At 60.6% G+C, this 17,548-nt stretch carries 15 protein-coding genes; 8 read left to right on the top strand and 7 right to left on the bottom strand.

Annotated elements, in window-relative coordinates; genetic code table 11:
- Positions 1-73: 73 nt before the first annotated feature.
- Positions 74-898, top strand: coding sequence for an FKBP-type peptidyl-prolyl cis-trans isomerase (gene fkpA, locus BN1130_RS02975; RefSeq protein ID WP_042040215.1), 825 nt, complete (start codon positions 74-76; stop codon positions 896-898).
- Between the two features lie 151 nt (positions 899-1,049).
- Positions 1,050-2,450: a sigma-54-dependent transcriptional regulator gene (locus tag BN1130_RS02980; RefSeq protein ID WP_042040216.1), complete on the top strand. Its 1,401-nt coding sequence runs from the start codon at positions 1,050-1,052 to the stop codon at positions 2,448-2,450.
- Between the two features lie 29 nt (positions 2,451-2,479).
- Here the strand turns inward: BN1130_RS02980 and BN1130_RS02985 are convergent, their stop codons facing one another.
- From BN1130_RS02985 to BN1130_RS02995, 3 genes are all read right to left on the bottom strand, one after another.
- Positions 2,480-3,343, bottom strand: coding sequence for a tetratricopeptide repeat protein (locus BN1130_RS02985; protein WP_042040219.1), 864 nt, complete (start codon positions 3,341-3,343; stop codon positions 2,480-2,482).
- A gap of 147 nt (positions 3,344-3,490) precedes the next feature.
- Positions 3,491-3,826, bottom strand: a complete 336-nt coding sequence (locus tag BN1130_RS02990) for a hypothetical protein (protein ID WP_042040220.1) — start codon at positions 3,824-3,826, stop codon at positions 3,491-3,493.
- 159 nt (positions 3,827-3,985) lie between these two features.
- A complete protein-coding gene (locus BN1130_RS02995) occupies positions 3,986-4,327 on the bottom strand; it encodes a DUF2956 domain-containing protein (RefSeq protein WP_042040221.1) in 342 nt (113 codons plus the stop codon).
- 267 nt (positions 4,328-4,594) lie between these two features.
- Here BN1130_RS02995 and ushA point away from each other — a divergent pair, with 267 nt between their 5' ends.
- Positions 4,595-6,262 (top strand): bifunctional UDP-sugar hydrolase/5'-nucleotidase UshA, encoded by a 1,668-nt coding sequence (gene ushA / locus BN1130_RS03000; RefSeq protein ID WP_042040222.1) that lies wholly within the window; start codon positions 4,595-4,597, stop codon positions 6,260-6,262.
- Between the two features lie 77 nt (positions 6,263-6,339).
- Here ushA and gltS read toward each other — a convergent pair whose 3' ends face one another.
- Positions 6,340-7,542 (bottom strand): sodium/glutamate symporter, encoded by a 1,203-nt coding sequence (gene gltS, locus BN1130_RS03005; RefSeq protein ID WP_042040224.1) that lies wholly within the window; start codon positions 7,540-7,542, stop codon positions 6,340-6,342.
- A gap of 412 nt (positions 7,543-7,954) precedes the next feature.
- On the opposite strand from gltS, the gene ansA reads away from it, so the two are divergent.
- Complete coding sequence (gene ansA, locus BN1130_RS03010) at positions 7,955-8,962, top strand: asparaginase (RefSeq protein WP_042040225.1); 1,008 nt, start codon at positions 7,955-7,957, stop codon at positions 8,960-8,962.
- A gap of 249 nt (positions 8,963-9,211) precedes the next feature.
- Here the strand turns inward: ansA and BN1130_RS03015 are convergent, their stop codons facing one another.
- Together BN1130_RS03015 and BN1130_RS03020 are read right to left on the bottom strand one after the other, a co-directional pair.
- A complete protein-coding gene (locus BN1130_RS03015) occupies positions 9,212-9,490 on the bottom strand; it encodes a YeaC family protein (protein WP_042040226.1) in 279 nt (92 codons plus the stop codon).
- Between the two features lie 39 nt (positions 9,491-9,529).
- Entirely contained in the window at positions 9,530-10,963 is a 1,434-nt protein-coding gene (locus tag BN1130_RS03020; protein WP_042040228.1) for a glyceraldehyde-3-phosphate dehydrogenase, read from the bottom strand.
- 215 nt (positions 10,964-11,178) lie between these two features.
- On the opposite strand from BN1130_RS03020, the gene BN1130_RS03025 reads away from it, so the two are divergent.
- Together BN1130_RS03025 and BN1130_RS03030 are read left to right on the top strand one after the other, a co-directional pair.
- Positions 11,179-11,979 (top strand): DUF2989 domain-containing protein, encoded by an 801-nt coding sequence (locus BN1130_RS03025; RefSeq protein ID WP_042040229.1) that lies wholly within the window; start codon positions 11,179-11,181, stop codon positions 11,977-11,979.
- Between the two features lie 35 nt (positions 11,980-12,014).
- The gene (locus BN1130_RS03030; RefSeq protein ID WP_084218109.1) at positions 12,015-12,554 is read left to right on the top strand and encodes an NUDIX hydrolase; all 540 of its coding nucleotides are present in this window, start codon (positions 12,015-12,017) and stop codon (positions 12,552-12,554) included.
- A 99-nt stretch (positions 12,555-12,653) separates the two neighbouring features.
- On the opposite strand, the gene sppA is transcribed toward BN1130_RS03030, so the two are convergent.
- Positions 12,654-14,492 carry a signal peptide peptidase SppA gene (sppA, locus tag BN1130_RS03035; RefSeq protein ID WP_042040232.1) on the bottom strand — a complete coding sequence of 613 codons (1,839 nt, stop codon included), beginning with the start codon at positions 14,490-14,492 and terminating at the stop codon, positions 12,654-12,656.
- Positions 14,493-14,797: 305 nt separating this feature from the next.
- Between sppA and BN1130_RS03040 the strand changes: the two genes are divergently transcribed.
- The gene (locus tag BN1130_RS03040) at positions 14,798-16,825 is read left to right on the top strand and encodes an NADPH-dependent 2,4-dienoyl-CoA reductase (RefSeq protein ID WP_042040249.1); all 2,028 of its coding nucleotides are present in this window, start codon (positions 14,798-14,800) and stop codon (positions 16,823-16,825) included.
- 305 nt (positions 16,826-17,130) lie between these two features.
- The coding region (locus tag BN1130_RS03045; RefSeq protein ID WP_042040233.1) for a hypothetical protein at positions 17,131-17,548 on the top strand (418 nt) is incomplete at its 3' end.

Consider the following 17,548-nt stretch of genomic DNA (forward strand, 5'->3'; position numbering starts at 1 on the left):
AAGGCGCTTATCACGATAAACCTCTCATTTCACGAAGGAACCGAGAGCGGTATTTAGAGTTTTGGAGAAACTGATGAACAATTTTCTGAAGGTGTCCCTGTTGGCCGCGGCCGTTGCCGTAGGTCTGACTGCTTGCCAAAAAGATGAAGCCCCTGCCGCCAAGGATGCAGAGGTGAAGGCAGAAGCCAGCAAGCCGGCAGAGGCCCCTAAGGCTGATGCCAAGAGCTTCGAAGAACAGTCTGGTTATGCTATTGGCCTCTCCATGGGTCGTTATATCGCCAATACCCTCGAGCGCCAGCAAGAACTCGGTATCAAGCTGGATAACGCCGTCATTCTCAAAGGGGTAACCGACGGCCTGGAGAAGAAAGCAGACATGAAGGATGAAGAGATCCAGAAAGTGCTGCAGGCCTATGACGCCAAGATCAACGAACTGACCAAGTCCAAGGCTGACAAGGATGCACAGGACAACCTGAAGAAGGGTGAAGAGTTCCTGGCCGGCAACCTGAAGAAAGAGGGCATCAAGAGCACCGAATCCGGCCTGCAGTATCAGGTCGAGAAGATGGGTGACGGCGCCAAACCCAAAGCCACCGACGTGGTCAAGGTTCACTATACCGGTACCCTGATTGACGGCACCAAGTTCGACAGCTCCGTCGATCGCGGTGAGCCGGCGACCTTCCCGCTCAACCAGGTTATCCCGGGTTGGACCGAAGGCGTACAGCTGATGCCAGTTGGCTCCAAGTTCAAATTCTTCCTGCCCTCCAAGCTGGGCTATGGTGAGCACGGCGCAGGCTCCATCCCGGCGAACGCCGTACTGGAGTTTGACGTTGAGCTGCTCGCCATCGAGAAGCCGGCTGCCGAAGGCGATGCCGCCAAAGCGGACGCCGCTGCCAAGCAGTAAGGCGACCCTGTGATGAAAAACGGCTCCCTCGGGAGCCGTTTTTATTGGTGCCAGCCCCGTTTAGGGGGAAGATAGCAACCATCGCAGGCTTGAGTCCGTGGCGATAGCCCATCAAAATAGACAAGCAAATCAATTGCAAGGATGAGTCGCCGTGGCGGAAAACAAACCCCGAGTGCTGTTGGTGGAAGATACCCGCAGTCTGGCTGTGGTCTACGAGCAGTACTTGCGTCAGGAGGGCTATGAGGTCACCTTGGCCGACTGTGGCCAGCGGGCCATCGAGCTGTTGCTGACTCGGCCGCCGACGGTGGTGCTGCTCGATCTTGAACTGCCGGACATGTCGGGGATGGACATATTGCAGCAGATCACCGAGCAGCAGTTACCGAGTGCCGTGGTGGTGATCACCGCCCACGGCTCGGTGGATGTGGCGGTGGAGGCGATGCGTCTGGGGGCCTTTGACTTCCTGACCAAGCCGTTTGATGGCAAGCGGTTGTGCGCCACGGTGCGCAATGCGGTCAATCATCAGCAGCTCAGCTCGCTGGTGGCCCAATACCGGGAGAACTTCGAGCGCAGCTCCTTCGCCGGCTTCATCGGCTCGTCCATGCCGATGCAGGCTGTCTATCGCATCATAGAGAGCGCGGCGCCGAGCAAGGCGACGGTCTTTATCATGGGGGAGAGTGGCACCGGCAAGGAGGTGTGCGCCGAGGCCATTCATCAATGCAGCCCCCGTCGGGATCAGCCCTTCATCGCACTCAACTGCGCCGCCATTCCCCATGATCTGATGGAGAGCGAGATCTTCGGCCACGTGAAGGGATCCTTTACCGGCGCTCAGGGGGATCGCAAGGGGGCGGCCAGCCTGGCCGATGGCGGTACCTTGTTTCTGGATGAGATCTGCGAGATGGATCTCGACTTGCAAAGCAAACTGCTGCGTTTCATTCAGACCGGCACCTTGCAGCGGGTCGGCAGCGGCAAGCTGGAGACGGTGGACGTGCGCTTCGTCTGCGCCACCAACCGGGATCCGCTGACCGAGGTGAAGGCGGGACGTTTTCGGGAGGATCTCTACTACCGCCTGCACGTGATCCCGCTCACCCTGCCCCCCTTGCGCGAGCGCGGCGAAGACATCTTGCTGCTGGCACGCAATCTGCTGCAGAGCTATGCCAGGGAGGAGAATAAACGTTTCAAGGACTTCGATGCCGGCGCCGTACGAGTGCTGCTCGATTACCCCTGGCCCGGCAACGTGCGCGAGTTGCAAAACGTGGTGCGCAACATAGTGGTGCTCAACGATTGTGACATCGTGAGCCCGGCCATACTGCCACCGCCACTGCAAGGGGGCATGGGGGTCGCGCCACCCCCCTTGAGTCAGGGGCAGGCTCAGGTCGGCAGTCGCGATCAGGCAGGGCCGATCCGGCCGCTCTGGCAGGTGGAGAAAGAGACCATCGAGAGGGCCATTGCCAGCTGTGATGGCAACATCCCCAAGGCGGCGGCCCTGCTCGAGATCAGCCCCTCCACCATCTACCGCAAGAAACAGAGCTGGGAAGAAGCTGATCTGGCCTGAGTGGTGGGCGGCGCTTGGGTCGCCCCGGTCTAGAGCTTGGCCAGCTGCTTGAGCCTGGCCAGTCGCTCTGCCGCGTTGGCCTTGAGCCAGGGATCCTGTGACAGCAGAAACCAGGCGCGGGCGAAGTATTCGGCCGCGGCCGGGTCAGACAGCGCCAGTGCATTTTCCCCCAGCTCCTCGAACAGATAGCCATCCTCCGGCTCGCCAGCCTCCACCATCTGTTCCTGCAGCTGCGTCAGTTCGGCCAGCGCCTGCTCGTGTAAGCCTTGCGCCCGGGTTAGCCGCGCCAGGCTCCAGCGGGCGATAAAGGCCTTGGCCGGGTTGTGGTGCTGCGCGTGCCAGGCCAGGCATTTTTGCTGATACTGGCGGGCCTCTTCCAGGCGGCCCAGTTCGAACAGCGTCCAGCCCTGATTGTTGTAGAGGCTGGGGAGCCAGCCGAGGACCTTCTCGTCACTGCTGCGCTCCGCCAGTGCCATCGCCAGCTGGTGCCAGCGCCTCTGCTCCTCCAGCGGTGCGGCGATGGCGACCATGTGGGCGGCATCGATGGCGAGGTAATCCTCTTTCAGGGCGAGAGCCAACTGCCAGGCCTGTTCGAACAGGGGGCGGGCGGCCTCCTTGTCGGCTGCGCTGTTGAAACAGCGTCCCCGCTCGAGCAGCCACCTGAGCCTGGCCCGTTCCGTGTGGGCGGTGAGGCGGGGCGTCATGGCATCGAGTAGCTGATGAGCCTCATCGAACTGGTGGCGCAGGGAGTGGGTACGTGCCAGCTGGGTGATGAGCTCGAGTTCGAGGGGGAGATCGCCGCTGGCGACCGCCTCGGCGAGTTGAGTTTGAAAGCGCATGGCGCTGGTGACGGGATCCTGATAATCCCAGAGGGTCATGAAGTCGATCTGCATCTGGCCTCCGTGCCATGCGTCCTGATGACACCATGCCTCTTGACCACTCTTCATACAAGAGGGCCCCGTCACAGCCTGATCACGTGGAGACAGACTGGCGGGGCCCCAGCAACAGGGCCTGTCGCCCCGTCATTTTCACCGGCTAGATCAGTAGACCATGGCCAGGCTCATCATCATCAACCCCAGGGCCGCGAAGGCACCCTCCTTGATGGCCAGACGTGGCACCAGCGCCTTGGGCAGAGCAGGGAACAGGCACAGGGCAAAGCCCAGCCCTGGCATCAGCCAGTGAAAACCCGGGCTGCGCAGGCTGGGGTCGGCGGCGCCGTTGATGACGATAAGCAGGATAAACAGGGTGAAGGCGGGCAGGATGAACCAGCGGGCGCTGCCCGATGCCACGGCGCGCAGGGGCGAGATGCGATAGAGCACCAGGGTGACGATAAAGAGCACCAGGGGCGCGAGCAGGTAGAGAGGAGCCGGATTCATGATGCTGTCCTGTGAGTAACGAATGGGGTGACGCAGAATGTGACAAGGGCTGGGTGGCGGATTTAACCAGTGTGCCGGGCCCTTGACCAGCCGAATGGACCCGTCCTGTGAGGAAGATCCCAGGCAAAGGTTTGCGAATGGCGTGCCGCTCAGGTGCGATCAGTGGCGGTTCAACCAGTACCAGGCGGCAAAGCCTGCCCAGCTCAGCGCCAGCAGCAGCCAGGGCAGGGGGTGTTGACGGCTCACCTCGACCAGCTCGATGGCGGACTCCTCTTCTGGCGTGTGGGACGCTGGCGCCTTGCTGCGGCTCTGCTGTTTCTTCTGACGGCTGGCCTCACGGGCGCGGGTCTTCATCTGCTTCTTGTACTCTTCGATGCCCTTTTGAATACCCTGGGCGATCAGCTGAGTCTGCTCCTTGGTCTGGCCAGGTTTTTGATTGGCGCGAGCCACACTCAAGGCCGCCTGCTGGGTCTCAGGGGAAATTTTGTCGTACTTGGCCATCTGGCTGCTCCATGTGGGCGAGGGCGCATTATGGCATAGCCATGGCGCTGACGGCAGCGGTGTTGGGTCTCTCCAGCGCTGGGCGATGGCCTTCATCTGCAGAAAAACGTTTGCCAATCTTGTTGAGCTAATTGGAAATAAGCCGAGATCACACTTATGTCATTTTTCCCGGGCAGGATGCCGATTGGATATCAATCGTTGATATATTGCCCCTGACCAAAGTCGGAATGGTCAGACTAAATACTAACAAAATCAAGGTGTGAAGGAATGAAACATAATTTGATCAAGGGGACCCTGGCACTGGCCGTGCTGGCGGCTCTGGCTGGCTGCAACAGTTCGAAAAATGAGAGCAAGGCCTGCATTGAGGATGTGTGCAAGCTGACCGTGCTGCACACCAACGATACCCATGGCCGCTTCTGGCACAATGAAGATGGCGAATATGGCATGGCGGCCCAGAAGACTCTGGTCGATCGGCTGAGAGCCGAGGCCAAGGCCGCCAACAGCGAGGTGCTGGTGCTCTCCGGGGGAGACGTCAACACCGGGGTGCCCGAGTCAGACCTGCAAAATGCCGAGCCAGATTTCATCGCCATGAACCACATCGGCTATGACGCCATGGCGGTCGGCAACCACGAGTTCGACAATCCCCTGGATATCCTCGAGCTGCAGCGCCAATGGGCCAAGTTCCCCATGGTGTCGGCCAACATCTATGACAAGAAGAGCGGCAAGCGCTACTTCGACCCCTACAAGATCTTCAAGCTGAACAACGGCCTGCGGATCGCCGTCATCGGCCTGACCACGGAAGATACCGCCCAGCTGGTCGACCCCAATCATGTACTCAACCTGGAGTTCCGCGACCCCAAGGTGGAAGTTGAGCAGGTGATCGACGGCATCAAGAAAGACAATGCGGCCGATGTCATCTTCGCCATCACCCACATGGGTCACTATGCCGATGGCGAACACGGCAGCAATGCACCCGGTGATGTCGAGATGGCCCGTCAGCTGCCCGCTGGCAAGCTCGATGCCATCATTGGCGGTCACTCCCAGAATCCGGTCTGCATGGAGCCGGGGGTTGCGAACCAGTACGCCGACTTCAAACCTGGCGATGATTGCCAGCCGGATCAGCAAAATGGCACCTGGATCATGCAGGCCCACGAATGGGGAAAGTATGTGGGGCGCGCCCAGTTCGACTACCAGGATGGCAACTTCACCCTCACCAGCTATGAGCTGATCCCGGTCAACCTCAAGGATGAGAACGGCGCCTTCATCCAGGAGGAGATAGTGCGGGATCCGGCCCTGGAAGGGGTGCTGCAGGTCTATCAGGACAAGGGCTCCGAGGAGCTGGGTGTGGTCATTGCCGCGACCGATGGCCTGCTCGATGGCGAGCGCGCCAATGTGCGCAACAGGCAGACCAACCTGGGCCGACTCATCACCACGGCGACGGCAGAGACCCTGCGCACCGATTTTGGCATCGTCAACTCGGGCGGGGTGCGTGCCTCCATTCAGGCGGGGGATATCTCCTATCGCGACGTATTGACCGTGCATCCGTTTGGCAACACGGTCAACAAGGCGATGATGCCGGGCAGCGAGCTGGTGACTTATCTGGGTCAGGTGGCCACCAAAACCGGCAACACCGGCGGTTATGCCCAGTTTGGCGGCATAGAGATGGCGGTGGATTGCCAGGCCAAGTCGGTCAGCATCACCAGCATAGGCGGCAAGCCGTTTGATGCGGGCAGTCAGTACAGCTTCACCATCCCCAGCTTCAGCGCGGCCGGCGGCGATGGCTATCCCAAGATAGACACCGTCAATGCCGGTCTGGTCGATGCCGCGGTGCTCAATGACTATCTGGCCGCCAAACAGGTGATCCATGTCGCCGACTACGCCCCCAAGGGGGAGGTGAGCTACCTCAACTCGGCCTCCAGCGAGTCGTGCAAATAAGCTGGCACCCAGTGCCGGACAACAAAAAACCGCAAGCCCCTGGCTTGCGGTTTTTTTTATTGGCCGTGACCTATGGCTCAGGCGAGGAAGGGCAGCGCCATAAACAGCTTGATCACCATGGCGTTGATGATGTCGATGAAGAAGGCACCGACCATGGGCACCACCAGGAAGGCCAGGTGTGAGGGACCAAAGCGCATGGTGACCGCCTGCATGTTGGCAATGGCCGTCGGGGTGGCGCCGAGGCCGAAACCACAGTGGCCGGCGGCCAGCACGACGGCATCATAGTTGCTGCCCATGACCCGGAAGGTGACGAAGATGGCGTAGAGCGCCATGGCCAGGGTCTGGGCCGCCAGCAACACGAAGATGGGCAGCGCCAGACTCGCCAGATCCCATAATTTCAGGCTCATCAAGGCCATGGCGAGGAAGAGCGACAGGCTGACGTTGCCGAGCAGGGAGACCTCTCTGTCGCTCACCTCATGCCAGTTGAGCAGGGTCAGCAGGTTGCGCAGCAAGACGCCGACGAACAAGACACAGACGAAGATTGGCAGTTCGAAGGCGGTGCCGAGCATCGCCTGGGAGAGCAGTTCGCCCCCCTTGAGGCTGATGGCGATGAGCGCCAGGGTCTCGATGACGCTGAAGGTGGTGATGTGCCGTTCCGTTTCGGGCATCTCGAAGCCTTGGGGCACTTCGTCCAGGTTATGTTCCTCGCCCGGGACTTGCACCTTCTTGACCAGATAACGGGCCACCGGGCCGCCAATCAGACCACCCAGGACCAGACCGAAGGTGGCACAGGCAATGGCCAGTTCAGCTGCCGACTTGACGCCGTATTTATCGGCAAAGGTCGCGCTCCAGGCCGCCCCGGTGCCATGGCCGCCGGACAGGGTGATGGAGCCGGCCAGCAGCCCCATGTGGGGATCCAGCCCCATCAGGCTGGCCAGGGCGACCCCCAGGCCGTTTTGCATCAAGAGCAGGCCGGTCACTACACCGAGGAAGGTGAACACGGCGCGCCCGCCGCGCTTGAGGCTGGCGAGATCGGCGGAGAGGCCGATGGAGGCGAAGAAGGCCAGCATCAAGGGCGTTTGCAGGCTGGTGTCGAACTTGATTTCGATCCCGGCAGTCAGGCGCAGGGTCAGCAGTACCAGGGCAACCAGCAGGCCGCCAGCGACCGGCTTGGGGATGTTGAAGGTGCGCAGCCGCTCGACCCGGTTGACCAGCAGGCGGCCGAGCAGGAGGACCAGGGTGGCGGCAACTAATGTGGCATAAGCATCGAGTTGTAACATTGAGTACTCCCATGGTGATTGGCTGTGTCCTCGCTTGCGAAGACGCACAGATTCAGCCGGGATTGAAACAGTGTGGCTCAAGGGCATGGATAAGAACCATACGGATATGAGGCCATCAAAATGAGGGGCAAATATGCCCGGCCCGGCAGTGATATACCTGGCCTGTCGGGCCCTGCAGGGTAGGAGCCGCGGATGTAGACTTTGCTATAACGGCGGCGATATTAGCAAAAAGCACTGATAACATCCAAATTTCTTAGAAATCAAACCTGTTAATTACCTTTTGTTGACATTTTTATCTAATTTGTGAATGAGTGATTTCGGTGACTTGGCCTTGATTTCCAACGGTTCGGGCTGTCATTGTCGTCGGTAAACTCTATAATTCGCCGGTTTCCAGCCCAGATGAGGAGAGGGTGTGAAGAAGTCCATCTATATAGCCTATACAGGCGGCACCATAGGCATGCAGCGCTCCGACCACGGTTATGTGCCGATGGCGGGCTTCATGGAAGATTGTCTGGCGCGGATGCCCGAGTTCCACAGACCCGAGATGCCGGATTACCATATCCACGAGTACGCCCCCCTCATCGACTCCTCCGACATGACCCCGGCGGATTGGCAACGGATCGCCGAAGACATTCGTGACAACTACGACAAGTACGATGGTTTCGTGATTCTGCACGGCACCGACACCATGTCGTTCACCGCCTCGGCGCTCTCTTTCATGCTGGAGGAGTTGCACAAGCCGGTGATCATCACAGGTTCCCAGATCCCCCTCGCCGAGCTGCGCTCCGACGGTCAGCAGAACTTGCTCAATGCGCTCTATATTGCCGCCAACTACCCGATCCACGAGGTGACGCTGTTTTTCAACAATCAGCTCTACCGTGGCAACCGCAGCAAGAAGGTCCATGCGGATGGCTTCCATGCCTTCGACTCCCCCAACTACCCGCCGCTGCTCAACGCCGGTATCGCCATCTCCCTGGACGCGGGTGAGCTCGGCAAGCCTTGTCAGGCGCCCCTGGTGCTCCATGACATCACCCCCCAGCCCATCGGCGTGGTGACCCTGTATCCGGGGATCTCGAGCGAGGTGATCGCCAATATCTTGCAGCAACCGGTCCGGGCGCTGATCCTGCTGTCGTTCGGGGTGGGCAATGCCCCCCAGAACCCCGCCATGCTGGCCCTGCTCTCCGAGGCCTCGGCCCGGGGCGTCATCATTGTCAATCTGAGCCAGTGCCTGCACGGCAAGGTCAACATGGGCGGCTATGCCACCGGCAATGCCCTGTCCCGCGCCGGGGTAATCTCGGGCTTTGACATGACCGCCGAGGCGGCGCTGACCAAGCTGCACTTCCTGCTCAGCCAGGATTTGCCGGCGCCGCGCATTCGCGAGCTGATGCAGCAATCCCTGCGTGGCGAGCTGACGCCCTGAGCATTACGGCCCTCACCCTAGCCCTCTTCCAGGGGGAGAGGGGATAGAACGAGCTGTTGTTGGCAACGAGGCTCGCCATGGAGATTGCCGGCAGGTTGTCCACTTACTATCCTCAGGCTGCGGACCTGCTCCCTTCTCCCCTGGCGGGAGAAGGGCTGGGGATGAGGGGGATATGTCAGGAAAAAGAGAGGGGAGCCATATTGGCTCCCCTTTTGTTGTAGCTGCTGCGGGCTACCTAGCAGGTCAGGCTCAGTGGTTGAGGTCGATCCGCACTATCTCTTCCTCATCGCGATACTGGCGCTTGAGTTCACTCTTGCTCTTCATCACGATTTCGCCATCGGCCCCGATATTCATGTGCTCGGGGTTGGTCAGGTGCATCGCCTGCCAGGCCATCACGGCCTGCAGCGAGGTGGCCTTCTGCTCCTCGGAGAGAGGCTGGCCGTCCGGCCACTTGCCGAGTTCAACCGCGGTCTTGAGCCGCTTGTATACTTCCTCGGGCATCTGCCCTATGACCTGTTGAAATGACATGCGTCTCTCCTTGAAAACCCGAAATCATGAATGCCTGGTTCAGGCGGGCAGATCCTGACGGATCACGCCAGCCATTTTCTCCATCACCCGCACTACCTGGCAGCTGTAACCGAACTCGTTGTCATACCAGACGTAGAGCACGCAGTGATCCTCCTCGGCGATGGTCGCCTGGGAGTCCACTATACCGGCAAAACGGGAACCCACCATGTCGGAGGAGACCAGTTCAGTGCTGGCGCTGAAATCAATCTGGCGATGGAGGGAGGAACTCAAGGAGGCCTGCTGCAGATAAGCGTTCAGGCTCTCCCGGTCTGTGCCCTGTTCCAGTGACAGATTGATGATGGCCAGGGATACGTTGGGGGTCGGCACCCGGATGGCGTTGCCGGTCAGCTTGCCCTTGAGCTCGGGCAGGGCCTTGGCGACCGCCTTGGCAGCACCCGTGCTGGTCATCACCATGTTGAGCACGGCACTGCGCCCGCGTCGCTCGCCACTGTGGTAGTTGTCGATCAGGTTCTGATCGTTGGTGTAGGAGTGCACCGTCTCCACATGGCCATGACGAATGCCGTATCTGTCCTGCATCACCTTGAGCACCGGGGTGATGGCATTGGTGGTGCAGGAGGCGGCGGAGATGATGTTATCTTGCGGCGTGATCACGTCGTGATTGACCCCGAACACCACGTTCTTCATCTCACCCTTGCCGGGAGCGGTCAGCAGCACCTTGGCGGCGCCGCGGGCCTTGAGGTGCTCGCTAAGGCCCAGCTCATCGCGCCAGACCCCGGTGTTATCGACGATGAGCGCACGGTCGATGCCGTAGGCGGTATAGTCGATGTCGCTGGGCTGTTTGGCATAGATCACCTGGATGAAGGTGCCGTTGGCGATGATGGCGCTGCGTTCCAGATCCACCTCGATGGAGCCGTTGAAGGAGCCATGCACCGAGTCGCGACGCAGCAGGCTGGCCCGCTTCTCCAGATCCCCCTCACGGCCACCGCGCACCACGATGGCGCGCAGACGCAGGGAATTGGCGGCGCCGGTGCGCTCGATCAGCAGTCGGGCGAGCAGACGGCCGATGCGGCCAAAGCCGTAGAGCACCACGTCGGTCGGTGCCGGCAGGGCGCCCTGGCCGAGGGCGGGTGCCAGCTTGGCGGCCAGGTAATCGACTATGCCGCTTTCATCGCTGTGATCGCGCCAGTAGCCGACCGCCAGCTTGCCCAAGTCTATCTCGGCGGCGCTGGGGGCCAGCTCGCACAAGGCCTTAAGAAGCGGGAAGCTGTGTTGTATGGCGAGGGGTTGGCCTTCGTGGCGGCGAACCACCCGGTGGGCTTTGAGGATGTCGATGGTGGAGGCGTTTTGCAGGGGGCGTCCGTAGACGGTGATCTCGATCCCTTGCTGGCGGTAGAGGCGACCTATCAAGGGTTGCATGGCTTCGGCGAGCTCCTGGCTCTCCTGCCACGCTTGCAAATGGTGCTCGTGGGTCATTAACCAGATCCTTTATTTCACGTAACCGTGTTTTTCACGTTGTTGAAGCAAAAAGAAATTCGTCGAGTGCAGCTCACTGTAGGGGCGTATAATTCGTTATATTATTCTGCAATCGCGGCCAGCTTTTGGCGCGCGCATTGTAATGGATATGTGAGTGGTTTGCTAGCCGATGGTGGCTAAAGCGGGCTGTCGATGTTATCAACCAGATATGAACCATGACCCATCTTCCACTACGTCGGGCTGCTTTCGGTCTCGCCATGGGGCTCAGCCTCGTGGCCTGCAATGATGATCGCCTCCAGAACATCTGTGTCAACCATGCTGAGCTCTGCCTGGATCTGGTCGATGATGGCTGGTGCCGCATTGAGCGCACCGATGTGATCCGGGCGCGCTTCTCCCTCAAGCAGGAGGCGAGTGATCGCCACAAGTACGAGCTGATGAGCAAGCTGGAAGGCTATCTGCGCTGCATCGAACGTTCGACCCACATCGAGTACAAGTATGCCAAGGAGCGCAAGAGCGACCGGGTCGAGGGCATGCTGGCCGCCGGCGCCGAGCTGGAGCGACTCGATGGCGAGACCCGCCAATCCCTGGATCCCTATCTGCTGATCTGGCACTGGACCAACAATACCAATGATCAGGCCCGTCAGCAGTTTCTGGCGCAGGCGGGGACACCATCTCTGGAAGAGCCCGCCTTGCAGCTGGCGCTGGGGGGGATCTATGCCAAGACGGATCCCGAGCGTGCCATCAAGGTGATGAAACACGGCCTCTCCCTCTATCGGGAGGGGGATGAGGTTGACAGCCGTCTGCTCACCTCGCTCAGCACGCTCCACATGGGTCAGAAGCACTACCCGGATGCGTATCTATGGGGCAAGGTCAGCGCGGCCTTTCTGGGGGGGAGCGAGGTCTCGGCCAAGCGCTTCAGTCTCTATCACAGTCTGAGCAAGGCGGAGCTGGCGACCCTGGATACCCAGGCTGCCGAGTTGGTGCAGCAGATCAAGGCGGGGAGTTACCGGCCGTGAGCGAGACCACAAATGAGGCCATGGAAGATGCAATCATGACGGGCCCGTCCCCTTTCTCCCTGCGTCTGATGCACGGTGATTTCCCCAAGCTGGAACGGCTGCTCGAACGCGTGACGGTGCGCGCCGTGGTACTGCGCGGCGATGAGCTGTTGCTGGTGCATTCGAGCGTCAATGGCGACTTTATGTTCCCGGGCGGCGGGGTCGAGGCGGGGGAGAGCCATCAGGATGCCCTGGCCCGCGAGCTGCGCGAGGAGTGCGGTGCCGAGCTGCTGGCCAAGGGGGGCTTGCTCGGCGAGACCCGGGAGTATCGCAGCGCTCGCGAGCCTGACTATGATGCCTACTGCATCCGCTCCCTCTATTACCTGTGCCGGGTGGGTGAGCACAGGGTCCCGCCAAGGCTGCAGGCCTATGAAGAGCGTCTTGGCTTCAAGGCTGGCTGGCATGCACTGGAGGAGGCGCTGCACAACAACCAGTGGCTGCTCGGTGGTCACTGCCCGCAGTGGACCCATCGTGAGACCCGGGTGCTGGCCCAGCTGTACCGCTGGCACAAGGATGGCGTGCTGCCGCCCCTGTAGGCATGCACAGATTGCGGATCTTCCCTCCATCGCCCCGGTGAAAACCAATAAAAAACCGCCCCGAGAGGCGGTTTTTTTGATGGCGATTAGCCATGGCTATCAACGGCAGACGGGACACCAGGCATAGGTGCCCTGAGGGTCGTTGAAGCGCACCAGGGGATCGAGGGCCCGGTTGAGGGCGGTGAGGCTCTGGCCGAGTGGCGCCGGGATCACCCCCTTGAGGGAGGGAGCCAGGGCCTGGGCGCTGCTGCCGAGCAGCTCACGCAGGAACTTATCCTTGGTGGACTCTTCAGGCTCGATGGGGGTCACCTGCCACTCCTTCAGGTTGGCCAGCTCGGCGGCGGCGGCAATGGCATCGCTCTGGTTGCCAAATTCATCCACCAGGCCCAGCGCCTTGGCATCCAGGCCAGTCCAGACACGGCCCTCCGCCGCTTTCTCCGCCTCTTCCTGGCTCAGGCCACGGCCCTTGCCGACCAGCCCCAGGAAGCGCTGATAGGTGTTCTCCACATTGAGCTGGATGGCCTGGCCCACGTGTTCCGGCAGGGCGCGGGTCACGCCCAGGCCGACGAAGTCGGTGGTGCCGACCCCATCACTGTGGATGCCGAACTGGGAGAGGGCTTGATCGACGGTGGCAAAGAGGCCAAAGACGCCGATTGAGCCGGTGAGGGTGGTGGGGGAGGCGAAGATCTTGTCCGCATCGGCGGAGATCCAGTAGCCCCCGGAGGCGGCATAGCTGCCCATGGAGACCACCACTGGCTTGCCCGCTTGCTTGAGGGACAACAGTTCGGCACGGATCTGCTCGGCGGCGAAGGCGCTGCCCCCCGGGCTGTCGACGCGCAATACCACGGCTTTGATCTGGTCATCCAGCCGGGCATCGGCCAGCAAGTTGGCCAGGCTGTCGCCGCCTATGGTGCCAGCGGGCTGGATGCCGTCCATGATGGCGCCACTGGCGACAATGAGACCCACCTCATCCTTGCCACTCTGGGGATACTGTTCGGGAATGGCGGCCAGATAATCCTCGAGGCCAATCCCTTTCCAGATGTGATCCTCGGTCTCGCCAACCTCCTTGATCACCGCCTGGTTCATCTCTTCCCGGGTCGCCAGCTCATCGACCAGACCATTGTCCAGGGCATAGCCTGCGGCATTGCCCCCCGCTTTCTTCAGACGCTCGAGGAACTGCTCCTTGCTGGGGGAGACGGCATCGGGCTCGACTTCCCGCTGCTCGGCCACGTCCTGGACATAGGCCTGCCACAGCTGATCCAGCCAGCGCTGGTTCGCCTCCTTGCTCTCCGGGGACATCTCGTCCCGGGTATAGGGCTCGACGAAGGACTTGTAGGTGCCGACCTTGAACACATGGGGAGTGACATTGAGCTTCTCCAGCGCCGACTTGAAGTAGGTCTGGTAGACCCCCAGTCCTTCGAGCAGCACGGCGCCGCTCTGGTTGAGCAGCACATGGTCGGCGTGGGCCGCCAGCAGGTACTGGCCCTGGGTGTAGTAGTCGGCCATGGCGATGACCGGCTTGCCGCTTTGCTTGAAATCATCGATGGCGGCGGCCACCTCCTGCAGCTTGGAGAGGTTACCTTGCAGCCCCTGGGGCTTGAGCACCAGAGCCTGAATGCGGTCATCTTCCTTGGCGGAGCGGATGGCCCACAGCAGATCCGATAGCAGGAACTCATGGGGCAAGTCTTCACTGCTGCCCATCTGTTGCAGCAGCTGCTCGGTTGGACTTGTCTGAGTGAGCTGTTCGACCAGGGTGCCGTCGAGATTCAGGGTCAAGGCCCCTTCGACCGGGGCCTGGGGCGTCTCTTTCTGTCCCAGTACAAAGACCAGGACCAGGACGACAAACAGAAATAGCAGATTGACCAGCATCAGTCGGGTGAAGTTGATCAGGCGCCAGAGGCTGCGAAAAATCCAGCCCAGGCCTTTGAAAATAGACATAGTCGCGTTATCGCCCTGTTAATGGGTTAGTGAGGCCATTATTAACCAGTTGCACCGTCGATTGCCATGCTCCATCACTCGCGGATTTGGCGTTACGCCTGTTCGCTGAAAAAACACCCAAACATTTGTTTGAAAAAGCAATTTCGATTCTTTACTCTACTGCAACTTGATAACAAAAAATTAACCGGAGGCCTCGTGAGCCACAACCCTGGTCTGCTGACGCCATCTGGCCCCGGCGTTACCCCGTGGTCATACCGGGCATTGGGTTCTATCCCATGCCACCTGGCCTCAAAGAGGAGAGCATGATGAGCCGTTACCCCAAGCTGCTGGCCCCCCTTGATCTTGGGTTTACCCAGCTCAAGAACCGGGTATTGATGGGCTCCATGCATACCGGTCTGGAGGAGGAGAAGGGGGGCTTTGACAAGCTGGCCGCCTTCTATGCCGAGCGGGCTCGTGGCGGTGTGGCCTTGATCGTCACCGGCGGCATAGCCCCCAACCTGCGTGGTCGCCTGGTACCTCATGGCTCCCAGCTCAGCTTCCCCTGGCAGGTCGGCAAGCATCGCAAGTTAACCGAGGCGGTGCATGGTGAGGGGGGCAAAATCGCGCTGCAGATCCTCCATGCCGGTCGTTATGCCTACCATCCGTTCAGCCTGGCGCCGAGCGCCCTCAAGGCGCCGATCTCCCCGTTCAAGCCCCGTGCCATGAGCGAACGGCAGATCCGTGGCACCATACGGGACTTCGCCTCGACCGCCGCCCTCGCCAAGGCGGCAGGCTATGACGGGGTCGAGGTAATGGGCTCGGAAGGTTATCTCATCAACCAGTTCATCTGTGAGCGTACCAACCAGCGCCGCGACGGCTGGGGCGGCAGCAGCGAAAACCGGATGCGCTTCCCGCTGGAAATAGTGCGGGCCATTCGCGAGCGGGTCGGCACCGATTTCATCATCATCTTCCGTCTCTCCATGCTGGATCTGGTAGAGAAGGGCTCCTCCCTGGAAGAGGTGATAGCACTCGGGAAAGCGCTGGAGCAGGCCGGGGTCAGCCTCATCAATACCGGCATCGGCTGGCATGAGGCGCGCATCCCCACCATCGCCACCAGCGTGCCGCGCGGTGCCTTCAGCTGGGTCACCGCCGAGCTGAAGAAGCACCTCAAGGTGCCCCTGATTGCCACCAACCGCATCAATACCCCGCAAGTGGCGGAGGACATATTGGCGGGCGGGGATGCGGACATGGTCTCCATGGCGCGCCCCTTCCTGGCCGATCCCGAGTTTGTCATCAAGGCGGCCGAGAACAGGGCGGACGAGATCAACACCTGCATCGCCTGCAACCAGGCCTGCCTCGATCACGTGTTCAAACAAAAACGTGCCTCCTGCCTGGTCAATCCCCGCGCCTGTTTCGAGACCGAGCTCACCTTTGGCCGGGTACCTCAAGCCAAACGGCTGGCGGTGGTGGGCGCGGGCCCGGCCGGGCTGGCCTTTGCCTGCTACGCCGCCGAGCGAGGTCACCAGGTGAGCCTGTTCGATCAGGGCAGCGAGATCGGCGGCCAGTTCAACTTCGCCAAGCAGATCCCGGGCAAGGAGGAGTTTCACGAGACCCTGCGCTACTTCGCCAGACGGCTGGAGAAGTGCGGCGTCGAGCTCTATCTCGGCCAGCGCCAGAGCGCCGAGAGCCTGCTTGGCGGTGGCTTTGACGAGGTGATCCTCGCCACCGGCATCCGGCCACGTACCCCCAATATTCCTGGTATCGAACATGCCAAGGTACTCAATTATCTCGACGTGTTGCGCGATGGCAAACCGGTGGGTGACAAGGTGGCGGTGATCGGGGCCGGCGGCATCGGCTTCGACGTGGCCGAGTTTCTGGTGGAGAAGAAGAAGGACGGGAGCGCTGATCATCATCGCGATCACTGGCTCAAGGAGTGGGGCATCGACAAGAACCTCAAGGAGCCTGGCGGCCTGATGAGAGCGGAAATTGACGCACCCGAGCGCGAGATCTGGCTGCTGCAACGCAAGGAGAGCAAGGTGGGTGATGGCCTGGGCAAGACCACCGGCTGGATCCACCGTACCGTGCTCAAGAATCGCAAGGTCAAGATGCTCGCAGGGGTGCACTACCAGCGCATCGATGATGAGGGGCTGCATGTGGTGATAGAGGGTAGAGAGCAGTGCCTGCCGGTAGACAATGTCATCATCTGTGCGGGGCAGGAGCCGCTGCGGGAGTTGCAAGCGGGGTTGCAGGCGGCGGGCAAGCCGGTACACATCATCGGCGGCGCCGATGTGGCCGCAGAGCTGGATGCCAAGCGCGCCATCCGTCAGGGAGCCGAACTGGCTGCCATCATCTGAAGCCACTCATCCGAATGACAAAGGGACGCAAGGTCCCTTTTTTTCATCCTCCCGCGCCCCTCGTCCTGTCGTATCCAAATAGTTAGCTGTTAAGCTGCTGCGTCATTTAAATGTTGCGCAATGTCACAAAATAATTCAGTTTGTGTCGACTTCTGCCTGGGGTTACATGACGGCAAAGTTGCAAAAGCGTTCGAACCATTAGATGAAGGACATGTCATGTCCTGCAGGGTAGCGGGAATGGATCCCACGCCCTGTTCGGTGCAGGTCTCAACATGAGCCGCCGATCCGTTAGCAGGAAAATAATAATGAGCCAAGAAAAGTCCAACACCTCCCTTGCCCAGACGGGTTACCGACTGAGCGCCACTGCCTTGACGATGGCCATGGTCTTGCACAGCGGTGCCAGCCAGGCGGATCCCAAGGGGCAGATCATCTTCCTCGGCTGGACCGCCGATCTGCAACATTCGGTCTGGCTCTCCGCCATCTCGCCCGGCAAATTCGATGTCAGCTCCGCCAAGACCAACCAACCCTATGATGTCTGGACTCAGAATCACAAGGGATTGCACCTCACCGTCTCCCCGGAGCGGGAGGAGTGGGGCGGCACCCACATTCTCTATAGCTATGCCAATGCCGATACCAGTATCTATGACAGGCGTTTCGTCGATTCCGATAATCAACGGCCGGATCGCTTCACCTTCCCGAATCAGTTCACTCCGCCCACTTTGC

Source organism: Aeromonas rivuli (genome assembly GCF_000820045.1).
GTDB lineage: Bacteria > Pseudomonadota > Gammaproteobacteria > Enterobacterales > Aeromonadaceae > Aeromonas > Aeromonas rivuli.

Coding starts and splice junctions, on each gene's coding strand:
- BN1130_RS03030 (WP_084218109.1), top strand. CDS start 12,015: ATGACGGGCCCGTCCCCTTTCTCCCTGCGTCTGATGCACGGTGATTTC.
- BN1130_RS03040 (WP_042040249.1), top strand. CDS start 14,798: ATGAGCCGTTACCCCAAGCTGCTGGCCCCCCTTGATCTTGGGTTTACC.
- BN1130_RS02985 (WP_042040219.1), bottom strand. CDS start 3,343: ATGCAGATCGACTTCATGACCCTCTGGGATTATCAGGATCCCGTCACC.
- fkpA (WP_042040215.1), top strand. CDS start 74: ATGAACAATTTTCTGAAGGTGTCCCTGTTGGCCGCGGCCGTTGCCGTA.
- ushA (WP_042040222.1), top strand. CDS start 4,595: ATGAAACATAATTTGATCAAGGGGACCCTGGCACTGGCCGTGCTGGCG.
- BN1130_RS03020 (WP_042040228.1), bottom strand. CDS start 10,963: ATGACCCACGAGCACCATTTGCAAGCGTGGCAGGAGAGCCAGGAGCTC.
- BN1130_RS03025 (WP_042040229.1), top strand. CDS start 11,179: ATGACCCATCTTCCACTACGTCGGGCTGCTTTCGGTCTCGCCATGGGG.
- BN1130_RS02995 (WP_042040221.1), bottom strand. CDS start 4,327: ATGGCCAAGTACGACAAAATTTCCCCTGAGACCCAGCAGGCGGCCTTG.
- BN1130_RS02990 (WP_042040220.1), bottom strand. CDS start 3,826: ATGAATCCGGCTCCTCTCTACCTGCTCGCGCCCCTGGTGCTCTTTATC.
- BN1130_RS03015 (WP_042040226.1), bottom strand. CDS start 9,490: ATGTCATTTCAACAGGTCATAGGGCAGATGCCCGAGGAAGTATACAAG.
- sppA (WP_042040232.1), bottom strand. CDS start 14,492: ATGTCTATTTTCAAAGGCCTGGGCTGGATTTTTCGCAGCCTCTGGCGC.
- gltS (WP_042040224.1), bottom strand. CDS start 7,542: ATGTTACAACTCGATGCTTATGCCACATTAGTTGCCGCCACCCTGGTC.